This window comes from Paenibacillus massiliensis 2301065 = DSM 16942 (genome assembly GCF_000377505.1).
In the GTDB taxonomy this organism is placed as follows: domain Bacteria; phylum Bacillota; class Bacilli; order Paenibacillales; family Paenibacillaceae; genus Paenibacillus; species Paenibacillus massiliensis.
In genome coordinates this window covers 69231-86238 of record NZ_KB898201.1, presented here as the reverse complement: position 1 = coordinate 86238, position 17008 = coordinate 69231, and the positions used below count along the sequence as shown (strand labels likewise).

The following is a 17008-nucleotide window of genomic DNA, read 5'->3' as shown; positions in this document are numbered from 1 at the left end:
TACTTCACATGATGAACAAAGGCATGCGTTGCCTGGCAATGTTATTTACAGCGTTGATGCTCTGGAACCAGTCCTATACCCCAATATGGGGCGCAGCAGCCTTGACGCCAGATTCATTGGAACAAGCGATGGATGATCTAATGAGTACAGGATTGGAGCAGTTGCACATTCCAGGCGCAGCTGTTGTTGTGACCAAGGGGGAAGATATTTTCTTCAGTAAAGGCTATGGGTATGCAGATTTGGAACGCTCTACGGCCTTTGATTCGGCCCAGACCATTGTCCCTGTAGGCTCCCTGACCAAATCCTTCAGTGCAAGTGCAGCAATGCAGCTAGTCGAGAGGGAGCAGCTCGATCTGCACGAGGATATTAATCGCTATCTTCGCAGCTATCAAGCATCGCAATATGATAATCATCCCTTTCATATGCATCACCTGCTTACCCACACCTCGGGGCTGGATGAGGCTGTGTATGGGATTAATAGCCATACCCCGACAGGAGCGCTGACAGCAGAAGAGTACCTGCGTGATTATTTTCAGAAGCAACCGCCTATTCGTGAGCCTGGCATCCAGTATGATTACAGCAACGTAGCCTATGGATTGATCGGGAATGTGGTGGAGCAGGTAAGTGGGCAGCAGTTGAACGATTACTTCAAAGCTAATCTTTTCGCGCCCATGGATATGCCCAGTGCTACGCTAGACGTGCCTGTGGATAACCCCAAGCTTGCCCAATCCTATTACTGGCAGGATGACAGCTATGAGAAACAACCTTTCTCATACATCCATCTTCCGGGGGCTGGAGCACTCAGCGTGACGCCAAACGAGTTCTCTCATTATTTGATCACGCACCTGAATGAAGGCTTGTACGGAGGGCAAAGAGTGCTGGAGAGCGAGACGGTTTCAGCGATGCATGCGCAGCAATTCGCAGTAGATGAGCGACTGGATGGGGTAGGGTACGGATTTTTTCGTGGTGAGCTTGAGAATGGAATACCGATGCTGTGGGCTACCGGTGAGATTGATGGTTTTATATCGGAAATGGTACTGATCCCGTCGTATGAGCTAGGTATATTTGTTACAGTCAATGCAGCGAATTCAGGACTGGCCTTGCATGGAGCGGTAGTGAATGCGATCGCCGAAAGACTTCCAGCAGAGGAGCAGGTAGATACGTCTAAGTCACTTCAGAAAGCAGTGAATGAAGAGGATAAACTGCCAGAGGAGGTCGCAGGTGTCTATCAGGCTACCTTGAATCCGGTTCATGGGTGGGGAAAGTGGATTCGCATGCTTGGAAGCATGAAGTACACCGTAAGTCTGCAGGATGAACATACATTGATCGTCAATGGAGAGTTCCCGAACGAGAACCAGACGACAGACAGGGTGTTCCAGACGGCCGCGGATGGCTTGCTGGTCGAGAAGGAGGGTAGCAACAAATTACTGCTATACCAGCAGGACGGTGTATGGACGCTTATCGCCCCGGACAGCAAGACGTTCAAGCAGACAGCGATATGGCATCAATCTCGTATGTTGCTCATCAATTACGCAGCAGCCTCCTTATTCTTTATTTTGGCCCTATTGGTGTGGGTAGTACGGTATGTGAATAGAGCTATACGGCGGACCCAAGCGCGGATCTCTACCAGCCTTGCTGTGATCGCACTGTTGAACACGGTGTTCCTCGGGGTGCAGTTCATTTATGGCAACAGCCAGATCGTATATGGTTATCCAGCTTGGTATATATGGGGAATCTGTACATTGCCGCTGATATCCGCTCTGATTGCAATGTGGGTCATCATCGTAAATGGCAACAAGTTACTTAGGGGAGAAGGCAGGGGCCGGTCGACGGGGAAAATCATGTTTGCGGTCATCACACTGCTGCATACGATATATCTCTATTACTGGAACTTCTTGCCGATCCATTACACTTGATGCTCTTTGGACGATTAGAAGCGTAACGTAGAAGACGTTTTTACAATGTACAGCATGAACAGAGAAAATAAAATCAAAAATTAACAAATTTCACCATGAAAACAAATTGACTTCAAGGAAAAATGTGGTATTTTATTGAATAAGAGATATTTAATTACATTTTTATGCGATAAGAGGATTTTGGAATTTCTAAAAAAATAATTGTTGTTAGGTGGTGTTACAGTGATCATCAGACCCTCATTCCAACGAATCAATAACGCATTTGTGAATGTACAGATGGATAGGGTCTGCTTGATTCCGGAGGCTTTGGATCTTCTTTGCAAATTGGATTACATATGTACACTTATTGCTTTCCGAGTGTGGAACGATTTCCAATCAGGTCAATGGGAGGATGAGTAATGATGAACACATTTGAGGTACTGGAGTCCAATGTAAGATCGTATTGCAGAAGCTTTCCGGTTGTATTTAACAAAGCCAAGAACGATATGCTTTACACCGATTCAGGAGAAGGGTATATTGACTTTTTTGCTGGAGCAGGTGCCTTGAACTATGGTCATAATAATGATTTCATGAAGCAACGCATTCTGGATTATGTAACGGCAGATCGAATCATGCACGGCCTGGACATGTATACGACAGCGAAGCAGGAATTCATAGAATCCTTTTCGGAGCGTATTCTAGTGCCTAAGCAATTGAATTATAAGCTGCAATTCTGCGGACCAACAGGCACGAATGCTGTCGAGGCTGCACTGAAGCTGGCTCGCAAGGTGACGAAGAGAAGTGGAATATTCGCCTTCATGGGTGCGTTCCACGGCATGTCCTTGGGAAGTCTCTCCGTAACCAGCAGTCGCTCGATACGGGAGAGCGCAGGTATTACGCTAGATAATGTAACGTTTATTCCGTATTACAATACCTTTAGTGGGCTGGATACCATTTCTTATATGGAGCACTTGCTCACCGATTCCCATTCGGGGGTAGAGAAGCCAGCTGCGATCATTCTGGAGACGATCCAGGCCGAGGGTGGAATTAACATGGCGGATGCCGATTGGTTAGCGGATCTACGTCATTTGTGCACAGCGCATGATATTTTGCTGATTATTGATGATATTCAGGTTGGCTGCGGACGGACAGGCTCCTTTTTCTCATTTGAACGGGCAGGGATTGTACCGGATATCGTGGTCTTGTCCAAGTCGATCAGCGGTTATGGACTACCTATGTCATTGCTGCTGCTTAGGCCGGAGCTGGATGTATGGAGTCCGGGTGAGCATAATGGTACCTTCCGTGGCAATCAGCTGGCCTTTGTGGCGGCAAAAGCGGCACTGGAATTCAGAGATGCCATCGGGCTAGAGGAGCAGGTGAAGGAGAAGGAGGCGTTCGTTCAGCAATTTTTGCGGGACAGCATCCAGTCGATAGATCCCTTCATCAGAATCCGTGGCATGGGCTTGATCTGGGGGATAGATGTATCGCATCTGGGCGAGGCCTTCGCCAAGGAGGTCACGGAGCTCTGCTTCCGTAGAGGTCTTATTATTGAGCGAGCAGGACGCAATGATACCGTGATTAAGATTATGCCTGCGCTGACGGTAAGCATGGAGAACCTTCGCAAGGGCTGCGATATTCTCGAGGAAAGTATGGAGCAGGTATACAGCTCGCTGGTTACTTCGGTTATGTAGCATGTACTGGGTAGGTCATGATTAAATAAGTAAATGAGGAAGCCGTTCCATGCCGAACTTGCTTTTAATAGCTGGAGAGTCTCTGGCCATTAAAAGCAAGTTCTGTGCTGGAACGGCTTTGTTTACGATGACTACAGTGTAGCTACATCAATGACGAACCGATAGCGAACGTCACTGCGCAATACACGCTCATAGGCCTCGTCCACTTGATCGGCAGAAATCACTTCGATCTGAGGCTTAATATGATGCTCAGCAGAGAAGTCCAGCATTTCCTGTGTCTCGCGGATACCACCTACAAGGGAACCGGCGATGCTGCGTCTGCCCATGATTAAGGAGAATACATGGTACTGATCCGGCTGACTTGGTGCTCCTACGTTCACCAGGGTTCCGTCAATGCGGAGCAGGGATAAATAGGCATCCACGTCCAGATTGGCAGATACGGTATTCAGAATTAGATCAAAACGCCCAGCCAGTGTAGTAAAGGTCTCGGAGTCGCTGGTTGCATAATAATGGTCTGCACCAAAGCTCAAGGCTTCGGCCTTCTTGTCCGTAGAGCGGCTCAGAACAGTAACCTCGGCTCCCAGTGCATGAGCATATTGAATGGCCATATGACCCAGACCGCCCATACCCAGAATGGCTACTTTCTTCCCAGGCCCTGCGTTCCAGTGTCTTAACGGAGAGTAGGTAGTAATCCCGGCACACAGCAGTGGACTGGCTACATCCAAGTCCAGAGCGTCAGGAATACGCACAACGAAGCGCTCCGTTACAACGATCTTTTGACTGTAGCCACCATGGGTTGGTTGACCATCATAGTCCAAGGAATTATAGGTAGAGACCACACCTTTTGTGCAGAATTGCTCCAAATCCTGTTGACAGTATTCACACTCTCCGCAGGAATCTACATAACAACCGACCCCAACGCGGTCGCCTACGGCAAATTTGGTGACAGCCGAGCCGACAGCCTGAACAACCCCAGCGATCTCATGACCAGGCACTAAGGGGAAAATGGCTGCGCCCCAGTCACCGTGGGCAGTATGGATGTCAGAGTGGCAGATACCGCTATATTTAATGTCGATCAGGACGTCATCTGGACGTAGGTCGCGACGCTGGATTGTAGTTGTCTCAAAGTTCGCATTGGCGTGAGACACACTTAATACACGAGATTCACACATGTTATTCGCTCCTCTAGATAGATGTTATAGGTAAGCATATGAGCAAGGCAGACCGAGCTATTGATCTGGGATTGCTCTGCACAAATTGAAGTATAGACCTTCAAGTTAACTTTATAGCAAGAGGAATTTTGAAAATGAACTGAAAAAGATTAGAAAATGATATGTTTGATAGTCTTGGTAGATGGTGGTGGACTATTGACTTCAAGTGAGCTTTAAGTGTTAAATTCAAATATGAATGAAGAAGCACGAGGTGACCTAATGAACATTGCCAAGGTAGCCAAGCAGTTCAATCTGACTTCAGCAACACTCAGGTATTATGAACAGCTTGGTCTGATCCCCCCTGTTATGCGAGATAAGAGAGGGGACCGTAAGTATTCTGAAGAAGATATCAAATGGATTGAATTCATAAAATGCATGCGAAGCGCGGGCCTGACCATCGAGGCGCTAATGGAATATACCTCCTTATTCTCCAAGGGAGAAGAGAGTCTAGAGGAACGCAAAAGCATTCTGATCGAGGAAAGAGAGAAGCTGATTGTCCGTCGCAGAGAGATCGACGAGACGATCCAGCGTCTGGATCAAAAAATTAAGGATTATGACGGAAAGCTGCGGGTAAGTGAGGCGAATCTGAGAGTGGATTATACTTAATTTTGAATAGTTACGAGTAGTTGCGAGATTGGAATCGTGGTAGGGACACTCTCGCGGATGCTGAATGAAAGCCAGGAAAGCATAAATGGAGACCCGGAAAGGGGGGGATATTAGGTGAATCAGATTACTCTTCATCAGTCCGAATTCTCAGATGTGGAGACCATTGCAAATTTAAGAGCAATAGTGCTGTATGATGATTTAACAAGGCTAGGTAGATTTCATGAGGAGAAGGTGCGCCAACGTTTTCGGGATTCATTTGCCCCTGAACATACGTGGATCATACAAGTAGAGTCTACCTTTATTGGGTGCATTGCCTTCAAGCCGTTAGCCAAAGGTTACTTATTAGAGCATTTTTACATAAAACCAGAGTATCAAGGTATAGGCATTGGTGGCCAAGTGCTAGAATATTTCCTTACACAAGATCATGTCGCAGGAAGCCTGGTGACTTTAAATGTTCTTCAAGGAAGTTCAGCCAAACGCCTATATGAACGATTCGGATTTAAAGTGGATCGTGAGGATTCCATAGACATTTTTATGTCAATGATAGCCGGCTTGTAAAGAGAAAGGAAATTAGACGAATGCCATTCGATATTACTAATAAATTTGTGATTGCGGTAGCTTCAAGTGCCTTGTTCGACTTAACGGAGTCTGATCGTGTATTCCAGGAAGAAGGGGAAGCGGCTTATCGAGACTATCAGAGAGAACATGAAAATGAAATCTTAGCACATGGTGTTGCTTACCCACTTATCAAGAGATTGTTAAGTATCAATACACCTGAAGATCAATTAGTGGAAGTGATCTTGCTGTCACGAAATGACCCGGATACGGGTCTCAGAGTGTTTAAGTCCATTGAGCATTATGACCTAACCATAAGTAGAGCTGTGTTTGTTGCGGGGAGTAATCCATTTAAATATATGGCAGCGTTTAATGCAGCCCTTTTTCTATCTGGCAATCCAGATGACGTCAAGGAGGCTGTCGAACATGGATATCCAGCAGGATGTATGTATCCTTCGGATTACATTGATGATGAACAAGATAATGAAATAAGAATCGCTTTTGATTTTGACGGAATTATAGCGGATGATTCAGCCGAGTCTATTTTCCAACAAGGAGCACTCGACCAGTTTCATTCACATGAGAAAGAGCTGGCAAGCCTTCCTTTACCAGCCGGACCACTCTCCAGATTCTTCACGGAAATCTCTAAATTACAACAAAAAGAAATATTGAAAAATCAAAATGACCCTGATTATAAGCCTAGAATACGAATAGCCATTGCTACAGCCAGAAATGCACCTGCACATGAGAGAATGATCAACACACTTAGAAAGCTAGATATCAGAATTGATGAAGCCTTCTTTCTTGGAGGAGTAGAGAAGATCAGAGTGCTGAATGTCTTCAAGCCACACATATTCTTTGATGATCAAGTAGGTCATATTGAGGGTGTAGCCAGAACATTTCCTTCCGTTCATGTTCCATTTGGAGCGATAAATAATAAGCTTGATAAGCAATGAGAAATACAACTGTTGAAGGAGTGGGCTGCCCTTATCATCCAGAACTCACTAATCGAACCTGGAAGGAGGCACGTTGTAGTATTTTTTGAAGGCTTTTGAAAAGGTAAAAGGATCAGGATAGCCAAGAAAGGCGGCGATCTCCTGAATGCTATATTTCTTCTCATATAGATAGTCGCGGGCGCGATTCATCTTAATCTGATAAATGTACTGCCCCGGCGTGATCCCGAGCGCCTTTTTGAAATACGAGATGAAATACTTCTCAGAAATACCGACAAGCGCTGCCAGCTCACTCATTTTGAAGCTCTGGTGCAGGTTCTCATCTATAAAGGCCAGAACTGGCTGCAGCACATCCAGACTTCGCTCCGATGTTCTTATTTTCGTGTCGCTATCCAGAAAATTTCCATGGTATTGACCCAATGCATGCAGCTCGATAATTTTGGCAATCACGGCTGTGAGGCAGGCCTTGACGTATAAGCGGTTCCCTGATTTGCTTCCCTGCTGCTTCAGTCGCTGATAAGCCTGGACAAGCAGGAAGGTCTCATCATGAATCAAGGAGGCAGAAATGATACCCGGGAGCTGAAGCTCACTCAAGATCCGCTCGTTATGACCGATACGAAAATCGAAATGCACATACATAAAGCGACATGCTCCCTCACAGGCTGCGGCAGTGTAAGGCACCCCAGGATAGAAAAATACCACATCGCCAGGCATGACCGTATGTTCCTTACCATGTACCGTGATTTTTGCCTTTCCTTCCTGCAGGAACCACAGATCGTAATCATGATGCATCTTGTGCTCGATCCAGCTCTCGCCATGCTCCGATTCCCAAAAGGAGCTCATACGAATAGTGATCAGCTCGGAGAGCTCATTAAGCATTCCCATGCCCGTGATCTTATCATTCATGAATATCCTTACCCTTCACTCTCTGACATGCATATATATGGCTATTATAACACTTGAGTTAATAACGCTTCCATAAGCTTACTATTTGACATGTACTTCGTACCGACGCATATTCTGTTTTTTGCCACCCAAATTATAATGAACGTAGAACCTATTATTTCAGGGAGGCTAATCATGATAAATACAAATATAGAGCGGCCCAAGGTAGTGGTCATTGGTGCAGGGAGTCTGTTCTTCGGTCGTCAATCCATCTGGCAGATGGTGCACTCATCTTATCTGAATAAAGGAACACTCGCCTTGGTGGATTCCGACCCGGAGAAGCTGTCCAAGATGGTGCGCCTGGCAGAAATGGTGGCTCGTGATAATCAGGTGGAGCTTCGGATCGAAGGAGCTACAGACTGGCGGGAGGTTTTGCCTGGGGCTGATTTTGTCGTGCTAAGCTTCGCCAAGGACTCGGTCAAATATCGTGGTATAGATTGCGAGGTCTCGCTAAAGTATGGCATTCGTATGTGCTCCGGGGATACGATCGGTCCAGGTGGTATCTTTCGGGCGATGCGTGAGCTGCCTGTCATTATGCAATGTGCCAAAGACATCGAGGAGCTATGCCCCGAGGCCTGGGTTATTAATTACATCAATCCTTCCACGGTCCATGGCATTGCGCTGACCCGTTATGCACCAGCCTTGAAATCATTTGCCTTGTGCGACAGCCATCATATGCCCCATAAGAAGATCCATTACGCACTACGTGCAGGTATTATTCAGGAAGCAGAGGAATACACGAGTGAAGTTGATGAGCGTTTTGATTTCCGTATCGCTGGAGTGAATCATTTTACTTGGCTGCTCCACGCAGAGTATGACGGAATGGACGTCATGCCACGGATTGCGGAGGCTTTGCGAGAATCCGCTGGTACCGAGAATGATGGCGGAGATACGGGGGCCAAGGCCCTTCATAACGATGCGATTACGTACGAGCTATATGATATATTCGGTTATATCCCGACCTGCACGGCGCATACCAAGGAATACGTTCGCTATTGGCAGGGACTGGGCAAGACGAAGGATATCATTCCACCGTTGTCAATCTGGGAGACGGAGGACCGCTACAAGCGTCATGAGGAGATGTGGCAGCAAGTGGATGATTTTATAGACGGAACTATTCCAATAGGAGAATATATGAGCACCTTGGGGCCAGATCATGCCACGGATATCATTGAGAGCATGGTGGGCAATCTGGGCAAGAAATTCTTTATTAATACCCTGAATCAGGGAGCTGTGAGCAACATGAATGACGATGCGTTTCTGGAGCTGCTATGCGAGGTTAGTATGGATGGAGTCCGACCGATTTCTGTCGGGGAGATGCCTCGGGGGATAAGAGGGATGCAGGAGCTGGTGCTGGATACGCATGAGTTAACCGCAGCAGCCGTGGTTGAACAGAGCTATACACAGTTGCGAAAGGCTATGTTAACAGATCCATTAGTGAATTCGATTCATGATGCGGATATGATCATTGCAGAACTGCTTGAGCGTGAGAAGGATATCATCCCGTCCATCTGGTATAAGTAACAAGTTGCATAAGAAACAAAATGCATTCATAAACAAAATGTATCAAATAACATCCTGCACCAAGTAACAAAGCAACAAAAGAGTGAGGTCTGTTAAACCGCCCCCAGTCAGCTTGCTCAAAGAATGCTCGCCATGCTAATATGGCGGGCATTTTTGTTCTGCTCAAAAAAAAAATGAATCATTTCGACCGCTGACTTGTCTATAATATAGTCCAACAAGAAAGGAGTGCCGGGGGTGACCGAGCATGAACTATTTAATACTTACAATAAAGAAGTCTACCGCACCTGCCTCTACATGCTTAAGAACAGTCAGGATGCAGAGGATGCATGCCATGATGTATTCGTAACCGTATTTCGGCAGGATTGGTCCAAGGTGCAACATCTACGGGCCTGGATTATGCGGATAGCGATGAATCAGTGCCTGAATGTGATCAAGAGAAATAAGACGAAGACACGCAAGCAGGAGCAACTTCAAGTTCTTCATGACCAGGAAGCGCTTTTCAAGAGATCGGTAGATAGCATTGCTATAGCCAGGGCTTCCTTTGCTGAAATGGAGGAAATGCTGCATAAGCTGCCGGACAAACAGATCAGCGTGTTGACCTTGCGATATATCGGCGATCTGTCCGTACCTGAGATTGCACAGATTCTGAATATTCCGGAAGGAACCGTGCGTTCGAGAATACACAAAGCATTGAAGATACTAAGGCGGAAGCTGGAGCACCAGAATACATTTGGCGTGAGGGGAGAGAACGGATTTGAACTCCATTGAGAACAAGGTTCAAGAGCATATGAACGATGAAGGTGTGCGTTACCCTGATTTCGACCGACTGTGGACGAGCATCCAGAGGGATGAGCTGAGAATGGAAGAGGAGGTCGTGCCCGCTCCTCGATGGTATAGACAAAAGAAGACAGCCATAGCAGCAGGACTAACTGTTGCTCTGATGGCCACTCCAGTCTATGCTGCGATACAATACGACTGGAGCCAACTACTTTCAAGTAAGCCTGGCATTCAGATGGCGCTGCAGGCTGGCTATGGACAGCCCATCGAACAGAGCGTAACCGCCGATGGGGTTACACTGACGGTCCATACGGCCTTTATTGATGAGAATCGTACAGTGCTTCTATATACAGTCAGACCAGGTATAGCAACAGATGGTCAGGAGATCCGATATGATCAGATTGTGCTCAAGGATAGCGAAGGTTCACCGCTGGAAGGTAGATATGTCCAACAGTGGAATGATGAGCTAGGCGTCTATCAAGGCTATTTCGAATCGAATTGGGTCATGCAAGCGGACCAGATGGAGCTGCAATTTGCCATCACGAACGTTCGGTATCTTGAGGACCGAGAGCAGGAAATTCCATGGAATCCGAATGATAAGGAGACACAGAAATTCGAAATTCAGCAGGACGGTATTCAATCGGTCACACTCCAGTCCTTTCCGGCGTCGTCCGATTATATCCGTATCAATTCAGCAGTAAGCTTCACTGATCAAGAGGTACAGGAGGACACCTGGGCAAGAATTCGCGTCTATAATCGAGACAATGTATTGCTACATGAGGCACAAGCTCCAGAGTATGGTACAGCAGGAGCGACAGGGGCCTATTCAAGCCGGCAGCTATTCGATGAGCAGGAATTGCTGGATAAGGGCGAACGATTTACTTTGGCCTACACTCATGTAAAAGCACGTACAGAAGGGGAGTGGAAGTTGAACCTCTCTCTGTCACGCGACCAAATGGAGAAAAGCACCTACAAGCAGCAATTGGATATTCCACTGTCCACAGTAGCTGGTGACGCCAGCATAAGCGAGATGATCGTGACGCCTACCCAGATTCGGGTGACGCTAAAGCATGCTGAGGAGAACCTGCGGATTCCTTATCAGAATTTCCAGTTAGAGGCCGCAGGGCAGCTGATGAATGGCAGGATTCAGCTTGAGGGCGAGCATGACCCACACCAGACAGAAATACGATTCGAACCAGTGAAATCGGCCGTTCTGAACCCGAGCACAGTCACTGCCCAGCCTGTCGTCCTCATTGCCAAGGATCGGATGGATGAGCACGCCGGTGGCAGCACTTCTGTTCACTTGACCAACATATCCTCACAGCCGCAGACCATTCGCACAGACTATGAGGGCTATCCAATTAACTGGACTTATTACACGAAGGATGGCAATCTATACGTCGAGTCGTACAGCACGAGTGCGGACTTTGGAGAGGTGAACCAGACTTACTATCTCCAAGGTGGGGAGAAGCAGTACTCCATGCCGCAATTCAGCAGTGGCTTGGACTCCAAGCATGTAGATGTGTTTGATCATTTTACGGGTACGGATCTCAATCTCTACGTGTGGAACTATACGACCGTGAAGAAGGGTGAACAACTGCGGATTCAGCTTACAGAATAGCTGGGTAACAGGTAGTTTTGAAAATGAAGGGCAGCGACTCTCGAACAGGAGGGTGCTGCCCTTTTTGGGTTTTGCCAATTGTGATCAAATCAGTAGGCACAAGGATCAGGAATATACGAGTTCACGACACCCCTACCGAGATCCGTATGATGAACTGGTCAGGATTTTTCTCCGCAAGATAGTTCAGTAACTCCGTCTCATATACATTTCCACTAATGCTCAGACCTTTGCTCAGTATGAAATCTTTTAAAATAGCATAGGTGTGCGGCATGGTCTCATAGGAGCCTCTATGATCCATGACGGCATACATTCCTTCAGGCTTGACGAGCACTTTATCTCCAGCCATCGGCATGCTGAGCTTATTGGCAACGTAATCGGGATAGTATTGGCCTGCCTCGAAGTTCACTTTGTCAATAATCGTATTGAGCGGAAATTCGTGTAATATGAAGTGCTTTTCACAATAATCCCGGTGCTCAGTCAGCTTGACTACGAATTCCTTATCATCCATAAGTCCGCTGAGCTTCGTGCTGATGAAGTACTCCGCCTCGCAGGTCTCCAGCAGTGGAGCCGAGCGGGGATCATTGTGGGCCACTTCTATCATTTCAAGCGCACCGCTCAGGAAGGTCTGCATCCGCTTCAATCTTAACTGCTCCAGCTCCAATTCCTGCTGCTTCTGCTGGATCAGATTCACGAACAGCGCCGCATTCTGATTTTGCATGAATTCCTTGATTTCCTGCAGTGAGCTTCCTGCTTTCTTAAGGACATGGATAATATCCAGTGCGTAGCAATGATAGAAGGAGTAGTAACGGTAGCCTTTCTCATTGACGAATTCTGGCTTGAGTAATCCGATCTCGTCATAGTGGAACAACGTATGTTTGGTGATGCCTGTAGCTTTGGCCAATTCACTGGTGGTGAAGTATTGCTTTTGAATGTCAGACACGTGTTAATCCTCCATAAATAAAGGGAAATGTTCATCATAAGCAATGGGGAATATTCATCATAAGCAAAGGGGAATATTCATCTGGCTATGGTTATTGTAAATGATGAAATACTACTTGACTATAGGGTTACCCGATAGTTTAGGTTTTTTCTATACACATTTTTATTCTTAGTCCTGCAAGGAGGAGCTTAACACATGTCTACTTTCAAACGCTGGGTGGTTCTAGGGGTTGTCTCCAGCGCACTTTTGCTGATCGTGATGGATATGACCATTCTCTATACGGCATTACCGAGTCTTACCCATGATCTTGGTGCCTCTGCATCGGAGAAGCTATGGATTCTGAACGGCTATTCATTGGTCATGGCTGGCTTGCTGCCTGCTATGGGCACGCTTGGAGATCGTCTAGGCTATAGATTTATTTTTACTGGAGGTCTGATTGTCTTTGGTCTGGCCTCGATTGTCGCCGCCTTTGCCCCTAGCCCGCTTGTGCTGGTGGCTGCGAGAGTCTTGCTTGCCGTCGGAGCGTCCATGATGATGCCAGCTACATTGTCGATTATTCGAATTACCTTCTCGGAGCCACGCGAACTGGGACTTGCACTTGGAGTATGGGGCTCCGTATCCGCTGGTGGCGCGGGACTCGGGCCAATCGTAGGTGGACTTTTGCTGGAGCATTTTTGGTGGGGCTCTGTCTTTCTGGTTAATATACCGATTGTGGTGCTGGCCCTGCTACTTACGTTGCTCTATATCCCGGTCCATCCAGGAAATCCGGACAAGAGCTGGGATTTGGTCAGTTCTGTGCAGATCATGATCGCCTTGGTGACCTTGGTGTATGCCATTAAAGAGATCACCCGGCGCGATGGCTCCATGTTGCTGGCAGGAGTTAGCTTCTTGGTTGGGATTGTCGCCATGGTAATCTTTATCCGCCGTCAACTCAGAAATCCACATCCTTTAATTGATCTGTCGCTCTTCAGAACGCTTCGCTTCTCTGTCGGATTCGTTACAGCAGTGGTGGCGGCTTTCTCACAGCTGGGCATTCAGTATTTAATCACCCAAAGACTTCAACTTGTGGAGGGCATGACTCCGCTCCAAGCAGGAGTATATACGCTGTGCATTCCCATTGCTGCGCTGGCTTCCGGTCCGGTAACAGGAGCCATATTGCATCGGTATGATGTGCTGAGAATCAAGAGTATAACACTGCTGGTTGCAGGTGCGGGTACAGCTATCTATCTGCTACAATTGCAAGGAGGCATGCTTGGACAGTTACTTGGTCTGACACTGCTTGGCGCGGGCTTGGGCGCAGCGATGACAGCTGCTTCTCATTCGATTATGACCTATGCGCCCGCCCATAAGGCAGGCATGGCAGCTTCAATAGAGGAGGTAGCCTTTGAACTGGGAGGAGCCTCTGGCATTGCGATCATTGGAAGCTTGTCGGGTCTGATCTACACGTTATCTCTTCAGATCCCTGCGGGACTGAATCTGCCAGGCATCGTGAAGGATAGCCTGGATGAAGCCAAGCTGGTGTCTGAATCATTGCCTGCAGCGGCATCAGAGGCATTAACAGCGGCTGCTCATACGGCTTTTAATGAATCATTCATGGTCGTCTTTGCAGGAATCACAGTGTTTCTGCTAGCTGCTTCTCTGGTAGTAGATATAGCAAGGGCTCGCTCGAAGCGCAGTAGCTCCTCTAATTCACAGCAGCTTTACTAATTTTACTAGTTCATTGTATTTCAAATGAGCTTGGGCAGATGCCCAGATATTGAGGAGGAAGCATGAAATCCCTTTTGCACAATAGAGTCTTCGTGATCGTCCTGTTTGCAGATTTACTTCAGCAAATGGGAATATGGATACGAAACATGGCCTTGCTATTCTATATTATGGAGCAGACCCATAACAATCCGACAGCCGTGTCCATGCTTACAGCCATGGAATACTTGCCTATTTTTGTATTCTCGCTGATTGGCGGCACCTTTGCAGATCGGTGGAATCCCAAGCGAACAGTGGTTATAGGCGATACATTAAGTGCATTGTCGATACTCATCATCCTGCTTCTCATATCGCTTGGTGTATGGCAGGCTGTTTTTGCGGCTACAGTCATCTCCGCGATTGTGAGTCAATTTTCCCAGCCTTCGTCAGCCGTTCTGTTCCGCAGGCACATTCCAATGGATCAGGTAGGGACGGCTATTGGCATCAATCAAAGTCTAATGGCCATATTCACCATCTTCGGACCGATGCTGGGCACGCTCGTATATACTCAGCTTGGTATTGAGGTCTCTATGGTGGCGCTATTTGGTATCTTTGCCACGGCAGCCATCGTCCAGCTCTTCTTGCCTGCTTCAAGTCGGGAGAAGTCTGCCGAACGTCCTTCCCCTATACAAGATATCAAGGCTGGACTGCAATACGTCATGGGACAATCCAATCTGAGGTTAATCGCTGTGATGTTCCTCATTACGGGACTAGCTATGGGCATTACGATGCCTCTGGATGTCTTTGTCACGATGGAGCGCTTGGGCTTGCCCAAGGAGTATGTACAATGGTTCGCTGCCGCTGAAGGGGTGGGAATGCTGGTCGGTGGAGGACTTGCCGCCTTGCTTGCCACTTGGATGAACCGTTACAGACGGGCCATCATTACAGGGACCATGCTGATCTGGGGTGTGATAACCTTAATTGAAGTATTGTCGGTGTGGCCTATGCTCACTGCCAGTGCACGAGTATTGTCCGGGATCACAACAGCTTTCTTCCAAGTCGTATTCAGTGCCATGATGATCAAGGAAATCAGGGAGGAATATATCGGAAGAACCAATGGCGTCATACTGCCTCTCATGATGGGTGGGCTTCTATTAGGCAGTGCGAGCTCGGGGTTCATTGTGCACCAGGTGGAGCTGTTTGGAGCATACTTTATTGCTGCCACGCTTACGATCGCATGTATCTTTTTCACAGCTCGTCTGAAGCTCGCCGTTCCGAGGAGCGAATCATAAGCGGAATCTGATTCCAGATTGGAATTATGCGGTAGAGTAGTTAGCGGAAAGCGGGGAGGTCCTAGAGAAACGAAGTGTCCGCCTTTAAGCTTGCTGTTCATCTGCTTATAATATGCCTTCAAAAGAACAGCAAGCTTAACAGTGGTCGACAGGACTCCCCGCTTGTAGCGGCTCTAGGCTCACATTTGATCGGGTCAAGGCGCTAGTTAAGTACACCACTACCTACGATGGTTACCTGCACTTGGGGATGAAAGCGAACCTCTGGGTAATCTTTGTCCCAATCAAGCTCGTTCCACAAGGCAGGGTGATGGGCGATGAGTTGTCTGCCGATGCCGAAGGCGTCGCATCTACTGTCTTGTAGCTGTTGGATAATGCGCTCTGCGTCCTCGGTCATCTGATCGGTGAGTTCCCGATTCAGGCGCTGCTGTGTCTCCTTCTTATGCAAATGATTGGAAGCATACTCCACGACAGTAATGGGGAGCTTGATTCGCAAGTACACATCAATCTGCCCATCCCTGAGAACCTTGACTACAAGCTTACGCTTAATGCTTCGTGTTACTGCCTCATAGGTAATATAATTCTCGGGATCATCGGCAGGTCCCGGGTTAACCTTTTTGATGAAGCGCGCTGCTTTTTTCCATTTCCCACTCATGATGACGTACAGGCTGCTTTGCTCTCGACTCAGTGTACCCGTGAATTTTTGTCCATTGAATAAGGCGATTCCTTGTGCAACGATGTCTTTATCCTGCTTGGTCAAATAGGGCAGCACGAAGTCCTGTCCAGGGTCAAGCATTGGAGGGAGCAGAGTCTCCAGCGTCATGTCGGGGAACACACACATTTCCTCCAGACTTCTGATCTTTTTGCTTAAAAATTCCCCCACTAACAGATTGCCGACTTTTCCTTCCTGCAGTAGCTCTCCCGCCTCTCCATCCACAATAGCAATTTTGACGTGTGAGGTTGGATAGTCAGGCTCACGATACAGCACATCCATATAAGGATAGATATCCCTGACTGCCAGCTCCTTACCGTACAGGATCACTCCATATTTGTAATAACGTATATCTCCGCTCACTTTGCTTCGAATCTGATCGGTGCTCTGCCGGATGCTTCTTCCTATGCCTGAATGAACTTCATTGGCGCCACTTTCCTGATTGTTATCGAAGTCATTGACAATTTCCAGAGTCTGCTTGATCTTGCCGTTCGGAGTCAGATCGTATGCTGTCGCATTGGCAAGTCGTGCATCCCTCAGGTTCACCTGATCCCAACAGCCTGTAGTACAGATGAGCAGGGCCAATATAGCAAATGAGCTTCGCAT

Annotated in this window: 14 protein-coding genes; 10 read left to right on the top strand and 4 right to left on the bottom strand. The window is 47.5% G+C overall.

Annotated features, from left to right (window positions below):
- Positions 1-8: 8 nt before the first annotated feature.
- Positions 9-1916: a serine hydrolase domain-containing protein gene (locus D328_RS0124625; RefSeq protein ID WP_018887720.1), complete on the top strand. Its 1908-nt coding sequence runs from the start codon at positions 9-11 to the stop codon at positions 1914-1916.
- A gap of 401 nt (positions 1917-2317) precedes the next feature.
- The gene (gene ectB / locus D328_RS0124615; protein WP_025680878.1) at positions 2318-3586 is read left to right on the top strand and encodes a diaminobutyrate--2-oxoglutarate transaminase; all 1269 of its coding nucleotides are present in this window, start codon (positions 2318-2320) and stop codon (positions 3584-3586) included.
- A 131-nt stretch (positions 3587-3717) separates the two neighbouring features.
- On the opposite strand, the gene D328_RS0124610 is transcribed toward ectB, so the two are convergent.
- Entirely contained in the window at positions 3718-4758 is a 1041-nt protein-coding gene (locus D328_RS0124610; RefSeq protein ID WP_018887717.1) for an NAD(P)-dependent alcohol dehydrogenase, read from the bottom strand.
- Positions 4759-5016: 258 nt separating this feature from the next.
- Between D328_RS0124610 and D328_RS0124605 the strand changes: the two genes are divergently transcribed.
- The 3 genes from D328_RS0124605 (at position 5017) to D328_RS0124595 (ending at position 6914) form a co-directional block, all read left to right on the top strand.
- Positions 5017-5403: a MerR family transcriptional regulator gene (locus D328_RS0124605; RefSeq protein WP_018887716.1), complete on the top strand. Its 387-nt coding sequence runs from the start codon at positions 5017-5019 to the stop codon at positions 5401-5403.
- Positions 5404-5517: 114 nt separating this feature from the next.
- Positions 5518-5961: a GNAT family N-acetyltransferase gene (locus D328_RS0124600; protein ID WP_018887715.1), complete on the top strand. Its 444-nt coding sequence runs from the start codon at positions 5518-5520 to the stop codon at positions 5959-5961.
- 20 nt (positions 5962-5981) lie between these two features.
- Positions 5982-6914, top strand: coding sequence for a 5'-nucleotidase (locus D328_RS0124595; protein WP_018887714.1), 933 nt, complete (start codon positions 5982-5984; stop codon positions 6912-6914).
- Between the two features lie 48 nt (positions 6915-6962).
- Here D328_RS0124595 and D328_RS0124590 read toward each other — a convergent pair whose 3' ends face one another.
- Positions 6963-7817 (bottom strand): AraC family transcriptional regulator, encoded by an 855-nt coding sequence (locus D328_RS0124590; protein ID WP_018887713.1) that lies wholly within the window; start codon positions 7815-7817, stop codon positions 6963-6965.
- 174 nt (positions 7818-7991) lie between these two features.
- Between D328_RS0124590 and D328_RS0124585 the strand changes: the two genes are divergently transcribed.
- From D328_RS0124585 to D328_RS0124575, 3 genes are all read left to right on the top strand, one after another.
- A complete protein-coding gene (locus tag D328_RS0124585) occupies positions 7992-9380 on the top strand; it encodes a family 4 glycosyl hydrolase (protein ID WP_018887712.1) in 1389 nt (462 codons plus the stop codon).
- A gap of 234 nt (positions 9381-9614) precedes the next feature.
- Positions 9615-10148, top strand: coding sequence for an RNA polymerase sigma factor (locus D328_RS0124580; RefSeq protein ID WP_018887711.1), 534 nt, complete (start codon positions 9615-9617; stop codon positions 10146-10148).
- Positions 10135-11778 carry a DUF4179 domain-containing protein gene (locus tag D328_RS0124575; protein ID WP_018887710.1) on the top strand — a complete coding sequence of 548 codons (1644 nt, stop codon included), beginning with the start codon at positions 10135-10137 and terminating at the stop codon, positions 11776-11778. Before D328_RS0124580 ends, D328_RS0124575 begins: the two co-directional genes overlap by 14 nt.
- A gap of 121 nt (positions 11779-11899) precedes the next feature.
- Here D328_RS0124575 and D328_RS0124570 read toward each other — a convergent pair whose 3' ends face one another.
- Entirely contained in the window at positions 11900-12718 is an 819-nt protein-coding gene (locus D328_RS0124570) for a MerR family transcriptional regulator (protein ID WP_018887709.1), read from the bottom strand.
- Between the two features lie 195 nt (positions 12719-12913).
- On the opposite strand from D328_RS0124570, the gene D328_RS0124565 reads away from it, so the two are divergent.
- Both D328_RS0124565 and D328_RS0124560 read left to right on the top strand, forming a co-directional pair.
- Positions 12914-14425: an MFS transporter gene (locus tag D328_RS0124565; RefSeq protein WP_018887708.1), complete on the top strand. Its 1512-nt coding sequence runs from the start codon at positions 12914-12916 to the stop codon at positions 14423-14425.
- Positions 14426-14487: 62 nt separating this feature from the next.
- Entirely contained in the window at positions 14488-15693 is a 1206-nt protein-coding gene (locus tag D328_RS0124560) for an MFS transporter (protein WP_018887707.1), read from the top strand.
- A 202-nt stretch (positions 15694-15895) separates the two neighbouring features.
- On the opposite strand, the gene D328_RS0124555 is transcribed toward D328_RS0124560, so the two are convergent.
- A complete protein-coding gene (locus tag D328_RS0124555) occupies positions 15896-17008 on the bottom strand; it encodes a Ger(x)C family spore germination protein (protein ID WP_025680868.1) in 1113 nt (370 codons plus the stop codon).

Bases quoted from the DNA above. Each gene is read 5' to 3' on its own strand.
- D328_RS0124625 (WP_018887720.1), top strand. From the start codon at position 9: ATGATGAACAAAGGCATGCGTTGCCTGGCAATGTTATTTACAGCGTTG.
- ectB (WP_025680878.1), top strand. From the start codon at position 2,318: ATGAACACATTTGAGGTACTGGAGTCCAATGTAAGATCGTATTGCAGA.
- D328_RS0124610 (WP_018887717.1), bottom strand. From the start codon at position 4,758: ATGTGTGAATCTCGTGTATTAAGTGTGTCTCACGCCAATGCGAACTTT.
- D328_RS0124605 (WP_018887716.1), top strand. From the start codon at position 5,017: ATGAACATTGCCAAGGTAGCCAAGCAGTTCAATCTGACTTCAGCAACA.
- D328_RS0124595 (WP_018887714.1), top strand. From the start codon at position 5,982: ATGCCATTCGATATTACTAATAAATTTGTGATTGCGGTAGCTTCAAGT.
- D328_RS0124590 (WP_018887713.1), bottom strand. From the start codon at position 7,817: ATGAATGATAAGATCACGGGCATGGGAATGCTTAATGAGCTCTCCGAG.
- D328_RS0124585 (WP_018887712.1), top strand. From the start codon at position 7,992: ATGATAAATACAAATATAGAGCGGCCCAAGGTAGTGGTCATTGGTGCA.
- D328_RS0124565 (WP_018887708.1), top strand. From the start codon at position 12,914: ATGTCTACTTTCAAACGCTGGGTGGTTCTAGGGGTTGTCTCCAGCGCA.
- D328_RS0124560 (WP_018887707.1), top strand. From the start codon at position 14,488: ATGAAATCCCTTTTGCACAATAGAGTCTTCGTGATCGTCCTGTTTGCA.
- D328_RS0124555 (WP_025680868.1), bottom strand. From the start codon at position 17,008: ATGCGAAGCTCATTTGCTATATTGGCCCTGCTCATCTGTACTACAGGC.